Below are 14,072 nucleotides of genomic sequence, written 5' to 3'. Positions count from 1 at the left end.
CATGGACTCGAAGATCATGACCGCGCTCGGCGACCGCGTCCTCACGCTGGGGCCGCAGCCCGCAACCGACAGCCCTTACAAGCACTTCAAGTTGACGCGTGATGCCGACGGCGTTGCCTGGCTGCTGTTCGACCGCGCGGACGTGAGCGCCAACACGCTGTCCTCCGACGTGATGGAGGAGTTCGACGCCGTGCTCGCGGCGATCGAGACCGAGCGCCCGGCCGGCCTCGTGATCCGCTCGGCAAAATTGTCCGGCTTCATTGCCGGCGCCGACGTCAACGAATTCCGCGGCGCCAGCGATCCCGAGATGGTGGAAACCCGCATCCGAGCCGCGCATGCGGTGGTCGATCATCTGGAAGCGCTGAAGCTGCCGACGGTCGCGGTCATCCACGGCTTCTGCCTCGGCGGCGGGCTCGAGGTTGCGCTCGCCTGCCAGTCGCGCATCGCCATCGACGGCACGCGCTTCGGCTTTCCGGAGGTGATGCTGGGTCTGCATCCCGGCCTCGGCGGCACTGCACGCTTCACCGCGCTGGTCAATCCGACCCAGTCGATGGCGCTGATGCTGACCGGGCGCACCATCGATGCGCGCCGCGCCAAAGCGCTCGGCCTCGTCGATAGCGTGACGCAGGAGCGCCACGTCCAGGCCGCCGTCAAGGACGCGCTGTTCGGCCGGCTGAAGCGAGCACGTCCAGGCTTCCTGACGCGCGCGGCCAATCTCGGCCCGGTACGCGGGTTGCTTGCCAAGCGCATGCGCTCAGAGGCGGCGAAGGCTGCGCCCCGCGAGCATTATCCCGCCCCCTACGCGCTGATCGATCTCTGGGAGGCGCATGGCGGCAGCAAGGCGGCGATGCTCAAGGCGGAGCAGGCCTCGTTCGCAAGATTGATGGTGACGCCGACCGCGCAGAATCTGATCCGCGTGTTCTTCCTGCGCGAGCAGATGAAGAAGGCGGCAGGCGCCGGCAACAACGTCAAGCAGGTGCATGTCATCGGCGCCGGCGCCATGGGCGGCGACATCGCGGCTTGGGTAGCCGGGCAGGGGCTGCGCGTCTCGCTTGCCGACATGAAGGCGGAGCCGATCGCAGGCGCGGTGAAGCGCGCGGCCGAGCTCTATGGAAAAATCATCCGCAAGCCGACCGAGGTGCGCGACGCGCTCGATCGCCTGATCCCGGACCTGGACGGCGAGGGGGTCCGCAACGCCGATCTCATCATCGAGGCGGTGCCGGAAAAGCTTGAGCTCAAGCAGAAGGTCTATGCTGGCCTCGAGCCCAGGATGAAGCCGGGCGCGATCCTTGCGACCAACACGTCGAGCATTCCGCTGCAGGATCTGCGCACCACGCTGGCGCGGCCGGAGCGGCTGGTCAGCCTGCATTTCTTCAATCCGGTATCGCGGCTTCAGCTGGTCGAGGTCGTCAGCCATGACGGCAATGATGCGCAGGTACTGAAAGAGGCCCTCGCCTTTGTCGGCGCAATCGACCGTTTGCCATTGTCCGTGAAAAGCTCGCCCGGCTTCCTCGTCAACCGCGTGCTGACGCCCTACATGCTGGAAGCAATGGTGATGCTGGACGAGAAGACCGACCAGCGTCTGATCGACGCCGCGGCCGAACAATTCGGCATGCCGATGGGGCCGATCGAGCTGGCCGACCAGGTCGGGCTCGACATCTGTCTCGATGTCGGCGACATGCTGCGCACCAAATTCGGCGATCTGCTGCCGCCGACGCCGGCCTGGCTGCGCGAGAAGGTCGCCAAGGGCGAGCTTGGCCGCAAGACCGGCAAGGGTTTCTATGCCTGGAAGGACGGCAAGGCGGAGAAGGCACAACTTCCCGAGACCGGGCCGCGCGTCACCGACCAGATGATCGATCGCCTGGTGCTGCCGATGTCCAATGTCTGCGTCGCGTGCCTGCGCGAAGGCATCGTTGAGGATCCCGATGCGGTCGACGGCGCCATGATCTTTGGCACGGGCTATGCACCGTTCCGCGGGGGTCCGCTGAACTATGCGCGCACACGCGGCGTGGAGAATGTCGTATCCACCTTGCGGGCGCTGGCCGAGCGATTCGGCGAACGCTTCGCGCCCGACCCGGGCTGGGACAATTTCAAGTGAGAGCCACATGACCGAGAAGTCCGACTCCGCGCCGCGCGGCGATCTCTGCATCCGCACGCTGGCGATGCCCGCCGACACCAACGCAAATGGCGACATCTTTGGCGGTTGGCTGCTCAGCCAGATGGACGTCGGCGGCGGCGTGTTCGCCTCGAAGGTCGCGAAATCACGCACGGTCACGGTTGCGATCGAGGCGATGAATTTTCGCAAGGCGGTCTATGTCGGCGATCTCGTCTCCGTGTACGCCAATCTCGTTCGCGTCGGCCGCACCTCGATGACGGTGCATCTGGAAGCCTGGGCGCTGCGGCGCGGAGAGGAGCATCCGTTCCTCGTCACCGATGGCAATTTTACCTACGTCTCGATCGACGAGCACGGCCGCCCGCAGGAAGTGCGCTCGACCGAAACACCCATCGCGACGTAGTCGCGCGCGGCGCTCTGTCCCATCTCACGAAGAGTTGCAGCGCGCCAAACGCGGCGCGACTGAGTCAACGCGTCGCGCCTTCGCCAACAACCAGTCATAAAACGGATGAGGTCTCATCGTACTGAATACCCCGTCGATTCGGGGTGGAAACCGGTTGATTTGCCCTTGGAACCTTTGGGCAGACATGCCGTTATTTGCCCGCACTGAGGAATCCACGGGTCATGCCGGACAGCTACATTATCGAAGTGAACTCGGAGACCGCGGGCATCGTCGTTCGCGGTCATGGCGGCTACTGCTTCTTCGCCTCGTCTCACCAATTCAATCGCCTCGAAGGCCAACTCTTCCGCAACGCCCGCGAAGCCGAGCGCGCTGCGCGCAAGCTGGTGAATGGCGACGTGAGGGAGGCGGCGTAAGCGCCGCTCGCGTCGTTCCGGGGTGCGCAACGCGCGGTCGGAAAATTTTGCAGCCCTTGATCCCGCTGCACTTTCTCTTCTCCCCTTGTGGGAGAAGGTGGCGCGAAGCGCCGGGTGAGGGGTATCTCTCCAACTGCAGATCGTTCGCGAGGATAGATATCCCTCACCCGTCTCGCCGCTGCGCGGCGAGCCACCCTCTCCCACAAGGAGAGAGGGTAAGCGTCGTCATCACAACTTCGTTGCGGCCCGCGACAACAGCTTCCACTCGTCGCCCTGCTTCTGCCAGTTCATCAGGATGTGAAGGTTGGTCGGCACTTTTTTCCCATCGGCCGCCATCTCCTGTTCCGCGATCCAGTGGAAGCGTACGATCGCGGCCGGGCCGACGACCTTGATGGTCGGATCCTTGTATTCGATCGACAGGAATTTTGATTTGCCGTCGGTGGCGTTGGTGACGAAGGTCGCCTTGTCCTCGACCTTGCCGCTGGAATGACTGTAGCTCAGGTCGTCCCAGCACAGCGCGCCGAGCGCCTTGGGATCGGCCGCGATCTGGGCGAGGCGGAAGGCTTCGACCTTCTTCGCCACGGTGTCTTCCTCCGCCGAAACGGCAAGCGCCGGTGTTGCGAGCGCAAGCGCGGAAATAGCGAAGGTTGAGAGAGCCAGATCGCGTCGATTGATCGTCATCGTTTCCTCCTTTTTGATCTTGTACGGAGTGTTGCAGCCGCGCGCGACTTTGTCGAGTGGCGCGTAGCCGTCATGTGCGTGCGTCATTGCGCGCGCGGGGCTGTATTGATACGTCTTCCGCATCGATGCATCGCGCATTTGGGAAAGTACGGACATGATCGAGACTCTCGGCAGGGCATTGCTGTTCGATATCGACGGCACGCTTGCCAATACCGACCCGTTGCATCTGAAAGCGTTCAACCAGGTGCTCGGTCCCCGCGGCCATGTCTTCGACCACGCGCGCTTCTCAAGGGACCTGCAGGGTTTTGCCAATGTGTCGATCGGCGAGCGCTTTCTGCCCGACGAAACGCTGGAGCGGCGCGCTGCGATTCTTGGCGAGAAAGAAGAAGTGTTCCGGACGCTGGTCTCGGGGCAGATCGAGCCGCTGCCTGGCCTGATGGCACTGCTCGACCGGGCGGATGGCGTCGGCATTCCCATGGTCGCCGTCACCAACGCGCCGCGTCTCAACGCCGAGCTGCTGTTGTCCGGCCTCGGCATCACGCATCGCTTCAAGGCCCTTGTCATCGGCGACGAACTGCCGCATGGCAAGCCGCATCCGCTGCCATACCAGGAGGGCTTGCGCTTCGTCGGCGCCAGCGCGGCCGCCTCGATCGCGTTCGAGGATTCACGCTCCGGGGTGCAGTCGGCCACCGCTGCCGGTATTCCGACCATCGGCATCCGGACCAGCCTCAGCGACGCTGACCTTATTGGATCAGGCGCGGTCGCCTCCGCGAGCGCTTTCGACGATCCCGCGCTGCTCGCGCGGCTCGCGTGCGCGATGGCGTGGTGAAGGTTTGATCCATTAACCGTGATCGGCGCGCGCATTGACCGCGCGCCCGAACCGCCGCACCATGCACCATTCTGATTTGAGGCCATTGCCGTGACCGGATTGACCCATCGCCAAGCCGAAATTCTCAACATCGCCCGCGCCTCCGGCCGCGTCATGGTCGAGGAGCTGGCGCGCCGCTTCGAAGTCTCGGCGCAGACCATCCGCAAGGACCTCAATGATCTCTGCGAGCGCCGGTCGCTGACCCGCGTCCATGGCGGCGCCATCATCGCTTCCGGCGTCGAAAATCTCGCCTACGAGGCGCGCCGCTTCGTCGCCGCCGACGAGAAGAAGGCGATTGGCGCGGCCGCAGCCTCGTTGATCCCGAACGGCTGCTCGCTTTTCATCAACATCGGCACGACGACGGAGGAGGTGGCGAGCGCGCTGACTTCGCATGAGGACCTGCTCGTCATCACCAACAATCTCAACGTCGCCATGCTGCTCTACCGCCATCCCCGGATCGAGGTGGTGGTCGCCGGCGGCACGGTGCGGCGCGCCGACGGCGCCGTGGTCGGCTCGACCGCAACGCAGCTGATTGGCCAGTTCAAGGTCGACTACGCCATCATCGGCGCCTCCGCGATCGACGAGGAGGGCGCGCTGCTCGACTTCGACTATCGCGAGGTGCAGGTGGCGCAGGCCATCATCGCCAATGCCCGCAGCGTCATGCTGGTGGCCGATTCCACGAAACTTCGCCGCAGCGCGCCGGTTCGCATCGCCCATATCAGCCAGATCCAGACCTTCGTCACCGATCAGGAACTGCCCGAGCGCCTCGCCACCATCTGCCATAGCAAGGGCATCGAGGTGATGGCGGCGATGCCGAAGGGGGCGGGGGATATCGACGAAACCCAGGCCGATGCGCAGGATGCCGCGCCAGAAGCAGCGCCGGTGGTGCGGCTGCGCTAGCGTCTCAGGTGGCGTTCCATGGGTTGAGCAGGGGAACGCCAAAGGCCGCAAAATCCTTCATGTTGCGCGTCACGAGCGTGAGATTTTGGACGAGAGCGGTCGCCGCGAAGAAGCCGTCCATCACGGACAATGCAACGCCGCTGCGGCGGCTCTGCGCCATCAGATCGCCCCAGCGCTCGGCGACCGCATGGTCGATCGGCAGGATGCGCCCTGCAAACCGAGCCGGCAAATCATGGGCGAGCCAGGCGGTCAGCGCCGCGCGCCGGCGGCTATCATCTAGTAGTGCGATGCCGCGGCGAAGTTCGGCAATTGAGGCAACGCTAATGAACGCGCGATCCTCATCGACCGTGTCAAGCCAGGCCATGATTTTTGGAGAAGGCGCTGGCCGCCGAACCTCCGACAGCACATTGGTGTCAAGGAGCAGGTTCACGGCGTCTCGTCGCGCGGTTCGTCTTGCACGCGCTCAAGCTCGAGGTCCGCACCGCGCAGCGGTGAAGCCAGCAGGAATTCGGCGAGCGTCCCTTTGCGCGTGGTCTTTCGCGCCCATTCTTCGGCGGAAATGACCACGGCGTTGGGCCTGCCGTGACGGGTGATGATCTGTGGACCGGTTTGGGCGCGGTCGACCACCTCGGACAGGCGTGCCTTGGCCTTGGCGAGTGTCCAAGTGTCGGTCGGTGGCGAATCGGGAGCACTGCTACGGTCTGTCATGCCGAATAGAACCAATATGACTATTGTGACTATATATAGTGAAGGTGACTATTCAAGCGTGCCGCTGCGCCCCAGATCATCATTTCAGACGCCCATTTCGAGGGCGAACTGCCCAACAAAAAGTTCCATTTTCACTTCTCTTCCCCTCTCTTTCGTCTTGCTTTCGTTTTTCGGTGTGATCTAATCAAAAACGAAAGTAGCCGCTCGATTGAACGAGCGGTCGCACGGGGGATGCGTCTGTTGGAGCGTATTTTCGACCTCGCCATCATTGGAGGCGGTGTTAACGGTTGCGGCATCGCGCGTGACGCGGTGGGCCGCGGCAACACTGTTTTCCTGTGCGAAATGAACGATCTGGCGAGCGGGACGTCGTCCTGGTCGACCAAGCTGGTGCACGGCGGCCTGCGCTATCTCGAATATTACGAGTTCCGGCTGGTCCGCGAAGCGCTGATCGAGCGCGAGATTCTCTGGGGCATCGCGCCCCACATCATCCGTCCCCTGCGTTTCGTCTTGCCGCATCACGCGGGCCTGCGCCCGGCCTGGCTGCTGCGCCTCGGCCTGTTCCTTTACGATCACATCGGCGGCCGTCACTTGTTGCCGGCGACGCGTTCCCTTGATCTCCGGCGCGACGAGGTCGGCCGGCCGCTGATCCCGAATCGCTACGCCCGCGCATTCGAATATTCCGACTGCTTCGTCGATGACGCCCGCCTGGTCGTGCTCAATGCGCGCGATGCCGCGGACAAGGGCGCCGAGATCCGCACCCGCACCCGCGCGACGGATATCAAGCAGTCCGACGGCGTCTGGACCGTCGGCATGGTCGACACGCTGACCGGCGCGCGCTCGCAGATCCAGGCCCGCGCGCTGGTCAATGCCGGCGGTCCCTGGGTCGAGGACGTGCTCGGGCGCGGTGCCGGCGTCAACGCGAAAGCGAAAGTGCGCCTGGTGCAAGGCTCGCACATCGTGGTCAAGAAGCTCTACGACCACGATCGCGCCTACATGTTCCAGAACGCCGACGGCCGCATCATCTTCGTCATCCCCTATCAGGACGACTTCACCCTGATCGGCACCACCGACCGCGACTATGACGGCGATCCCGCCAAGGTGAAGGCGACGGCGGAGGAGATCCAATATCTCTGCGCAGCCGCAAGCGAATATCTCGCCAAGCCGGTGACGCCGGAGGACGTGGTCTGGACCTATTCCGGCGTGCGGCCGCTCTATGACGACGGCGCCAGCGAGGCCAAGGCTGCGACCCGCGATTATGTGTTCGAGCTCGACACGCCGGGCGGCGTGCCTCTGCTCTCGATCTATGGCGGCAAGATCACGACCTATCGCCGCCTCGCCGAAGAGGCGCTGGAGCGGCTCGCGCCCTACCTTCGCAGTGCGAAAGCGCGCGAAGGCTGGACCGGCAAATGGCCGCTGCCCGGTGGCGACATGGACGTGTCGGCCGTCGACGGCCTGATCGCCGAGCTCCAGCGCGGCTATCCCTTCCTGAGCCATGAGCATGCGCGACGCCTCGCGCGCGCCTATGGCACCCGCGCCATCAAATTGCTCGGCGACGCCAAGTCGGCGGCCGATCTCGGCCAGGCCTTTGGCGCAACACTGACCGAACGCGAGGTTCGCTACCTGATGACCAATGAATGGGCGGTGACCGCCGAGGATATTGTCTGGCGCCGCTCCAAGCTCGGTCTGCGGCTATCCGCCGACGAAATTGCCGCCCTGGACGACTGGATCAGGACCCACGCCATGTCGCAAAGTCCGCTGCTGGAAGCAGGAGGACGCTCATGAGCGTGACACTCGATCATGTGACCCGGACCGTCGATGGGGTCCAGCACATCCGCGACGTCTCGCTGACGCTCGAGAGCGGCACGCTGAACGTGCTGCTGGGGCCGACGCTGTCCGGCAAGACCTCGATCATGCGGCTGCTTGCCGGCCTCGACAAGCCGACCACGGGCAAGGTGCTCGTCAACGGCAAGGACGTCACCGGCGCCGACGTGCGCCAGCGTTCGGTCGCGATGGTCTATCAGCAGTTCATCAATTACCCCTCGCTCACGGTGTACGAGAACATCGCATCGCCCCTGCGCGTGCAAGGCAAGCCGCGCGAGGAGATCGAGACGCGGGTGGCGGAAGCCGCCAAGCTGCTGCGGCTCGAGCCGTTCCTGAAGCGCACGCCGCTCCAGCTCTCCGGCGGCCAGCAGCAGCGCGCCGCGATCGCGCGCGCACTGGTCAAGGACGCCGATCTCGTGCTGCTCGACGAGCCGCTCGCCAACCTCGACTACAAGCTGCGCGAGGAACTGCGCGCCGAGCTGCCGCGCATCTTCGAGGCTTCCGGCGCGATCTTCGTCTATGCAACCACCGAGCCGACCGAGGCGCTGCTGCTTGGCGGCAACACGGTTTGCATGTGGGAAGGCCAGGCGCTGCAGATCGGCGAGACCTCCAATGTCTATCGCCGGCCGCAGACGCTGCGCGTCGCCCAGGTGTTCTCCGATCCGCCGCTCAACCTCGTCGGCATCGAGAAGAAGAACGGGCGAGTTGCTTACGCCGGCGGCACGGCGTCGCCGGCCTCGGGCCTCTATTCGTCGCTGGCCGACGGCGCCTATCGCGTCGGTTTCCGCGCTCATCAACTTGGACTTGCCAATGGCGAGGCTGATCGCCACGCCTTCCATGCCACGGTGACGGTGACCGAGATCACCGGTTCGGAGAGTTTCGTGCATTTGACCCGCGACGGATCGAACTGGGTTGCGGTGCTGCACGGCGTGCACGAGTTCGAGCCCGGCCAGACCATCGATGCCGTGCTCGATCCCAACGATGTCTTTGTCTTCGACGCGGCCGACCGCCTGGTCGCTGCGCCTGGATCGTAGGAGGGATGCGACATGGCCCGCATTGACCTCGTCGATCTCGCCCATTCCTACGGCGGCAACGATGCGCCGCAGGAGACCTTTGCGCTGAAGCCGGTCACCATGACCTGGCGGCAGGGCGGCGCCTACGCGCTGCTAGGGCCGTCCGGCTGCGGCAAGACCACGCTGCTCAACGTCATCTCCGGCATCATCACGCCGTCGCGGGGGAAAATCCTGTTCGACGAACAGGACATCACACTGCTGTCAACCCAGAAGCGCAACATCGCCCAGGTGTTCCAGTTTCCGGTGATCTACGACACCATGACGGTGGGGCAGAACCTGGCGTTTCCGCTGAAGAACCGCGGCGTACCGAAGGCCGAGATCGACAAGCGCGTCGCCGAGATCGGCCGGCTGCTTGATCTCGAGCCTTATCTGAACCGCAAGGCGACGCGGCTGACCGCCGACGCCAAGCAGAAGATATCGCTCGGCCGCGGCCTCGTCCGTTCCGATGTCGCCGCCGTGTTGTTCGACGAGCCGCTGACGGTGATCGATCCTGAGCTGAAATGGCAGCTCCGCTCCAAGCTGAAGGCGCTGCATCGCGAGCTCGACCTCACGATGATCTACGTCACCCACGACCAGACCGAGGCGCTGACCTTCGCCGACACCGTCGTCGTCATGCATGACGGCCGCGTGGTGCAGAGCGGCACGCCGGCCGAGCTGTTCGACAAGCCCGCTCACACTTTTGTAGGCTACTTCATCGGCTCGCCCGGCATGAACATCCTGCCGGCCGAGGTGAAGGGGCGCGAAGCGCGGATCGGCGGCCACGTCATCGCGCTCAACCGCGCTTACGACAATCTGCCGGCTGGCGCCAAGATCGAAATCGGCGTGCGCCCGGAATTCGTCGAGGCCGTCGCGCCCACACCCGGCCTGCTCACCGCCAGGATCGAGCGCATCGACGATCTCGGCCGCATCCGCTTTGCGCGAGCGCGTCTCGGTGACGCCAAGCTCGCGGCGCGGGCACCTGCGGGCTTCACCAGCCCGGACGGTAACGCCGGGCTGAAATTCGATCCGGCGCACATCCACGTCTACGCCGACAGCCTTCTGGTGGAAGGAGCCGCCTGATGGACAAGACCATCAACCAAAAAGCCTGGTTCCTGGTGCTGCCGGTGTTCCTGGTCGTCGCCTTCTCGGCCGTGCTGCCGCTGATGACGGTGGTGAACTATTCGATGCAGGATACCTTCGGCAACAACCAGTTCTTCTGGAACGGCGTCGGCTGGTTCAAGGAATTGCTCGACCCCTCGACCGATCTCGGCGGCCGCTTCCTGGCCTCGCTCGGCCGCAATCTGTTCTTCTCGCTGGTGATCCTCGCGATCGAGGTGCCGCTCGGCATCGTCGTCGCGCTGTCGATGCCGCGGCAGGGCTGGACGGTCGCAGCCTGCCTCGTGATCCTCGCGCTGCCGCTGTTGATTCCGTGGAACGTGGTCGGCACGATCTGGCAGATCTTCGGCCGTCCCGACATCGGCCTGCTCGGCTACGTTCTGAATGCCGTCGGCATCGACTATAACTACGTCTCCAACGACGTCGACGCCTGGGTCACGGTCATCGTGATGGACGTCTGGCACTGGACCAGCCTGGTTGCGCTGCTTTGCTACGCCGGGCTGAAGTCGATCCCCGAGGCCTATTATCAGGCTGCCCAGATCGACGGCGCCTCGCGCTGGGCCGTGTTCAAGGCGATCCAGCTTCCGAAGATGAACCGCGTGCTCCTGATCGCCGTGCTGCTGCGCTTCATGGACAGCTTCATGATCTACACCGAGCCGTTCGTCGTCACCGGCGGCGGGCCCGGCAATTCGACCACCTTCGTGTCGATCGAGCTCGTCAAGATCGCGCTCGGCCAGTTCGATCTCGGCAAGGCCGCCGCGCTCTCGCTGGTCTACAATCTGATCATCCTGATCGTCTGCTGGATCTTCTACACCGTCATGACCAATGCCGGCAGCGATCGGAAACCCCAGGAAGGAGCCGCGTGATGCATTCGATCCCCGGCCGCCGCCTCATCATGGGGCTGTTCCTGATCTTCCTGCTGTTGCCGATCTACTGGCTCGTCAACATGAGCTTCAAGACCAACGCCGAGATCGTCTCGACGATGACCTTGTGGCCGCATGCGCCGACGCTGCAGCACTACAAGCGCATCTTCACCGACGAGAGCTGGTACTCCGGCTACATCAACTCGCTCGAATACGTCATCCTCAACACCATCATCTCGATCTCGGTGGCGTTGCCCGCGGCCTACGCGTTCTCGCGCTACCGCTTCCTCGGCGACAAGCACCTGTTCTTCTGGCTGCTGTCGAACCGCATGGCGCCGGCGGCGGTCTATGCGCTGCCGTTCTTCAACCTCTATTCGGCGATCGGCCTGTTCGATACGCCGTGGGCGGTCGCGCTCGCGCACTGCATCTTCAACGTGCCGCTGGCGGTGTGGATCCTCGAGGGCTTCGTCTCCGGCGTGCCGCGCGAGATCGACGAGACCGCCTTCCTCGACGGCTATTCCTTCCCGCGCTTCTTCGTCCGGATCTTGGTGCCGCTGATCGCGAGCGGCATCGGCGTGGCCGCCTTCTTCTGCTTCATGTTCTCCTGGGTCGAGCTGCTGCTGGCGCGGACGCTGACCTCGGTGCAGACCAAGCCGATCGCGGCGATCATGACGCGCACGGTGTCGGCGGCCGGCATGGATTGGGGCCTACTGGCAGCGGCCGGCGTGCTCACCATCATTCCGGGCGCGCTGGTGATCTGGTTCGTCCGCAACTACATCGCGCGCGGCTTCGCGCTCGGCCGGGTCTGAGGCTCGCATGATCCCGAAAAGTGGAAACCGGTTTTCGGACCAGATCATGCGAAAGGAGTAAGAGCATATGGAATCCATCGCATGGATGGCCTGGACGCTGCCGACGGCGATCTTCTTCGCCGCGCTCGCCTGCACGCTTCTCGTGATGACGTGGCTCGCGTCCGTCTATCCCGAAGCCGAACGCGTCGGTGTGCTCAGCATTCCGACTACGCGCGGCGATCGCCTGTTCATCTCGCTGATCGCGGCTGCCGTCATTCACCTGGTGTGGATCGGCTTGGTCGGCACCGACCCGATCACCTCGCTGCCAATCGGTGAGGAGGGGATCGAGATTTCGAGCCTGTGGCTCGCAAGTGGAATTTCGCTGGTGACGGCCGTGCTCATTTTTCGCACGGTCTGAAGCTCGCGAAGGGACGGCCAGATCCGGGGGCAACCCGGGCCTGTATAAAAGTTTGTCGCTGCAACGGAGGAACAACATGCGACAGTTTAGGAGAAGGAAAGGTCCATTGACCAAGATTAGCTTTCTGACCGTATCGAGCGCCGCGGCCATTCTCGCCACCGCGTTCGCTGCCTCGGCGCCGGTTCGCGCCGCCGACGATGCCGCCATCCAGAAGTGGATTGCGGAATTCCAGCCTTCGACGATTTCGAAGGACGACCAGAAGAAGGAACTGGAGTGGTTCGCGAAGGCAGCTGAGCCTTTCAAGGGCATGGAGATCAACGTCGTCTCCGAGACCATCGCGACCCACGAATACGAGTCGCAGACGCTCGCCAAGGCGTTCTCCGAGCTGACCGGCATCAAGCTCAAGCACGACATCATCCAGGAAGGTGACGTCGTCGAGAAGCTTCAGACCCAGATGCAGTCGGGCAAGAACGTCTATGACGGCTGGATCAATGACTCCGACCTGATCGGCACACACTTCCGCTACGGCCAGACCATCGCGCTGTCGGACTACATGACCGGCGAGGGCAAGGACGTCACCGATCCCATGCTCGACGTCAACGACTTCATCGGCAAGTCGTTCGGTACCGCGCCGGACGGCAAGCTCTATCAGCTGCCCGACCAGCAGTTCGCGAACCTCTATTGGTTCCGCTACGACTGGTTCACCAACCCCGACTACAAGGCCAAGTTCAAGGCCAAGTATGGCTACGATCTCGGCGTGCCCGTGAACTGGTCGGCGTATGAAGACATCGCCGAGTTCTTCACCAACGACATCAAGGAGATCAACGGCGTCAAGGTCTACGGCCATATGGACTATGGCAAGAAGGACCCGTCGCTCGGCTGGCGTTTCACCGACGCCTGGCTCTCGATGGCGGGTAACGGCGACAAGGGCATTCCGAACGGTCTACCGGTCGACGAGTGGGGCATCCGCATGGAAGGCTGCCGCCCGGTCGGTTCGTCGATCGAGCGTGGTGGCGACACCAACGGTCCGGCTGCCGTCTACTCGATCACCAAGTACCTGGAGTGGATGAAGAAGTACGCTCCGCCGCAGGCGCAGGGCATGACGTTCTCTGAGTCGGGTCCGGTTCCGGCGCAGGGCAACATCGCCCAGCAGATGTTCTGGTACACCGCCTTCACCGCCGACATGGTGAAGCCGGGCATCGCCGTGATGAACGCGGACGGTACGCCGAAATGGCGTATGGCTCCGTCGCCGCACGGTTCGTACTGGAAGGAAGGCATGAAGCTCGGCTACCAGGACGCGGGTTCGCTCACGCTTCTGAAGTCGACCCCGGCGGATCGCCGCAAGGCAGCCTGGCTGTATCTCCAGTTCATCGTCTCCAAGACGGTGTCGCTGAAGAAGAGCCATGTCGGTCTCACCTTCATTCGTGAATCCGACATCTGGGACAAATCGTTCACCGAGCGTGCGCCGAAGCTCGGCGGCCTGATCGAGTTCTACCGCTCGCCCGCGCGCGTGCAGTGGACCCCGACCGGCAACAACGTGCCTGACTATCCGAAGCTTGCTCAGCTCTGGTGGCAGAACATCGGCGACGCGTCGTCCGGTGCGAAGACGCCGCAAGCCGCGATGGATGCTCTTGCCGCCGCGCAAGACTCCGTCATGGAGCGTATCGAGAAGTCGGGCGTGCAGGGCGCCTGCGGTCCGAAGCTGCACAAGAAGGAGTCGGCTGAATTCTGGTTCGCCAAGGCCCAGAAGGACGGCACCATCGCGCCGCAGCGCAAGCTCGCCAACGAGAAGCCGAAGGGCGAAACGATCGACTACGACACGCTGATCAAGTCGTGGCCGGCCACCCCGCCCAAGCGCGCCTCGCTGCAGTAAGCGACGCCTCATAACGACGAAAGGCCGGGAGCAATCCCGGCCTTTTTTTCTTCGC

The 14,072-nt window shown here is 63.9% G+C and carries 15 protein-coding genes; 12 read left to right on the top strand and 3 right to left on the bottom strand.

The window, feature by feature from the left end:
• The first annotated feature begins 1 nt into the window (after window position 1).
• The 3 genes from JQ587_RS32465 (at window position 2) to JQ587_RS32455 (ending at window position 2,929) form a co-directional block, all read left to right on the top strand.
• Window positions 2-2,098 carry a 3-hydroxyacyl-CoA dehydrogenase NAD-binding domain-containing protein gene (locus tag JQ587_RS32465; protein WP_212428052.1) on the top strand — a complete coding sequence of 699 codons (2,097 nt, stop codon included), beginning with the start codon at window positions 2-4 and terminating at the stop codon, window positions 2,096-2,098.
• Between the two features lie 7 nt (window positions 2,099-2,105).
• The gene (locus JQ587_RS32460; RefSeq protein ID WP_212297488.1) at window positions 2,106-2,516 is read left to right on the top strand and encodes an acyl-CoA thioesterase; all 411 of its coding nucleotides are present in this window, start codon (window positions 2,106-2,108) and stop codon (window positions 2,514-2,516) included.
• A 221-nt stretch (window positions 2,517-2,737) separates the two neighbouring features.
• Window positions 2,738-2,929 carry a hypothetical protein gene (locus JQ587_RS32455; RefSeq protein WP_212297489.1) on the top strand — a complete coding sequence of 64 codons (192 nt, stop codon included), beginning with the start codon at window positions 2,738-2,740 and terminating at the stop codon, window positions 2,927-2,929.
• A 228-nt stretch (window positions 2,930-3,157) separates the two neighbouring features.
• On the opposite strand, the gene JQ587_RS32450 is transcribed toward JQ587_RS32455, so the two are convergent.
• Window positions 3,158-3,610 carry a nuclear transport factor 2 family protein gene (locus JQ587_RS32450; RefSeq protein WP_212428051.1) on the bottom strand — a complete coding sequence of 151 codons (453 nt, stop codon included), beginning with the start codon at window positions 3,608-3,610 and terminating at the stop codon, window positions 3,158-3,160.
• A gap of 154 nt (window positions 3,611-3,764) precedes the next feature.
• Here JQ587_RS32450 and JQ587_RS32445 point away from each other — a divergent pair, with 154 nt between their 5' ends.
• Together JQ587_RS32445 and JQ587_RS32440 are read left to right on the top strand one after the other, a co-directional pair.
• Window positions 3,765-4,439: an HAD family hydrolase gene (locus tag JQ587_RS32445; protein ID WP_212428050.1), complete on the top strand. Its 675-nt coding sequence runs from the start codon at window positions 3,765-3,767 to the stop codon at window positions 4,437-4,439.
• A 90-nt stretch (window positions 4,440-4,529) separates the two neighbouring features.
• On the top strand, window positions 4,530-5,378 hold the full coding sequence (locus JQ587_RS32440) for a DeoR/GlpR family DNA-binding transcription regulator (protein WP_212297491.1): 849 nt from the start codon (window positions 4,530-4,532) through the stop codon (window positions 5,376-5,378).
• A gap of 4 nt (window positions 5,379-5,382) precedes the next feature.
• Here JQ587_RS32440 and JQ587_RS32435 read toward each other — a convergent pair whose 3' ends face one another.
• Both JQ587_RS32435 and JQ587_RS32430 read right to left on the bottom strand, forming a co-directional pair.
• Window positions 5,383-5,808 carry a type II toxin-antitoxin system VapC family toxin gene (locus tag JQ587_RS32435; RefSeq protein ID WP_212428049.1) on the bottom strand — a complete coding sequence of 142 codons (426 nt, stop codon included), beginning with the start codon at window positions 5,806-5,808 and terminating at the stop codon, window positions 5,383-5,385.
• Window positions 5,805-6,086, bottom strand: coding sequence for a type II toxin-antitoxin system Phd/YefM family antitoxin (locus tag JQ587_RS32430; protein WP_212297493.1), 282 nt, complete (start codon window positions 6,084-6,086; stop codon window positions 5,805-5,807). The genes JQ587_RS32435 and JQ587_RS32430 overlap by 4 nt, the downstream gene beginning before the upstream one ends.
• A 231-nt stretch (window positions 6,087-6,317) precedes the next feature.
• Here JQ587_RS32430 and glpD point away from each other — a divergent pair, with 231 nt between their 5' ends.
• The 7 genes from glpD to JQ587_RS32395 all read left to right on the top strand — a co-directional run bounded on the left by glpD (window position 6,318) and on the right by JQ587_RS32395 (window position 14,017).
• On the top strand, window positions 6,318-7,868 hold the full coding sequence (gene glpD, locus JQ587_RS32425; RefSeq protein ID WP_212297494.1) for a glycerol-3-phosphate dehydrogenase: 1,551 nt from the start codon (window positions 6,318-6,320) through the stop codon (window positions 7,866-7,868).
• The gene (locus JQ587_RS32420) at window positions 7,865-8,941 is read left to right on the top strand and encodes an ABC transporter ATP-binding protein (RefSeq protein ID WP_212297495.1); all 1,077 of its coding nucleotides are present in this window, start codon (window positions 7,865-7,867) and stop codon (window positions 8,939-8,941) included. Before glpD ends, JQ587_RS32420 begins: the two co-directional genes overlap by 4 nt.
• A 12-nt stretch (window positions 8,942-8,953) precedes the next feature.
• Entirely contained in the window at window positions 8,954-10,039 is a 1,086-nt protein-coding gene (locus JQ587_RS32415; protein WP_212428048.1) for an ABC transporter ATP-binding protein, read from the top strand.
• Complete coding sequence (locus tag JQ587_RS32410; RefSeq protein WP_212297497.1) at window positions 10,039-10,941, top strand: carbohydrate ABC transporter permease; 903 nt, start codon at window positions 10,039-10,041, stop codon at window positions 10,939-10,941. The genes JQ587_RS32415 and JQ587_RS32410 overlap by 1 nt, the downstream gene beginning before the upstream one ends.
• Window positions 10,941-11,747 carry a carbohydrate ABC transporter permease gene (locus JQ587_RS32405; protein ID WP_212297498.1) on the top strand — a complete coding sequence of 269 codons (807 nt, stop codon included), beginning with the start codon at window positions 10,941-10,943 and terminating at the stop codon, window positions 11,745-11,747. The genes JQ587_RS32410 and JQ587_RS32405 overlap by 1 nt, the downstream gene beginning before the upstream one ends.
• Window positions 11,748-11,814: 67 nt before the next feature.
• Window positions 11,815-12,144, top strand: a complete 330-nt coding sequence (locus JQ587_RS32400; RefSeq protein ID WP_212297499.1) for a DUF2160 domain-containing protein — start codon at window positions 11,815-11,817, stop codon at window positions 12,142-12,144.
• A 76-nt stretch (window positions 12,145-12,220) separates the two neighbouring features.
• Complete coding sequence (locus JQ587_RS32395; protein ID WP_212297500.1) at window positions 12,221-14,017, top strand: ABC transporter substrate-binding protein; 1,797 nt, start codon at window positions 12,221-12,223, stop codon at window positions 14,015-14,017.
• Window positions 14,018-14,072: the final 55 nt, after the last annotated feature.

This window comes from Bradyrhizobium manausense (assembly GCF_018130615.1).
In the GTDB taxonomy this organism is placed as follows: Bacteria; Pseudomonadota; Alphaproteobacteria; order Rhizobiales; family Xanthobacteraceae; genus Bradyrhizobium; species Bradyrhizobium manausense_A.
The sequence above is the reverse complement of the archived record's forward strand: the minus strand, read 5'-3'. Positions and strand labels throughout refer to the sequence as shown.

Bases quoted from the DNA above. Each gene is read 5' to 3' on its own strand.
- JQ587_RS32405 (WP_212297498.1), top strand. From the start codon at position 10,941: ATGCATTCGATCCCCGGCCGCCGCCTCATCATGGGGCTGTTCCTGATC.
- JQ587_RS32455 (WP_212297489.1), top strand. From the start codon at position 2,738: ATGCCGGACAGCTACATTATCGAAGTGAACTCGGAGACCGCGGGCATC.
- JQ587_RS32430 (WP_212297493.1), bottom strand. From the start codon at position 6,086: ATGACAGACCGTAGCAGTGCTCCCGATTCGCCACCGACCGACACTTGG.
- JQ587_RS32465 (WP_212428052.1), top strand. From the start codon at position 2: ATGGACTCGAAGATCATGACCGCGCTCGGCGACCGCGTCCTCACGCTG.
- glpD (WP_212297494.1), top strand. From the start codon at position 6,318: ATGCGTCTGTTGGAGCGTATTTTCGACCTCGCCATCATTGGAGGCGGT.
- JQ587_RS32445 (WP_212428050.1), top strand. From the start codon at position 3,765: ATGATCGAGACTCTCGGCAGGGCATTGCTGTTCGATATCGACGGCACG.
- JQ587_RS32450 (WP_212428051.1), bottom strand. From the start codon at position 3,610: ATGACGATCAATCGACGCGATCTGGCTCTCTCAACCTTCGCTATTTCC.
- JQ587_RS32410 (WP_212297497.1), top strand. From the start codon at position 10,039: ATGGACAAGACCATCAACCAAAAAGCCTGGTTCCTGGTGCTGCCGGTG.
- JQ587_RS32420 (WP_212297495.1), top strand. From the start codon at position 7,865: ATGAGCGTGACACTCGATCATGTGACCCGGACCGTCGATGGGGTCCAG.
- JQ587_RS32400 (WP_212297499.1), top strand. From the start codon at position 11,815: ATGGAATCCATCGCATGGATGGCCTGGACGCTGCCGACGGCGATCTTC.
- JQ587_RS32460 (WP_212297488.1), top strand. From the start codon at position 2,106: ATGACCGAGAAGTCCGACTCCGCGCCGCGCGGCGATCTCTGCATCCGC.
- JQ587_RS32415 (WP_212428048.1), top strand. From the start codon at position 8,954: ATGGCCCGCATTGACCTCGTCGATCTCGCCCATTCCTACGGCGGCAAC.
- JQ587_RS32395 (WP_212297500.1), top strand. From the start codon at position 12,221: ATGCGACAGTTTAGGAGAAGGAAAGGTCCATTGACCAAGATTAGCTTT.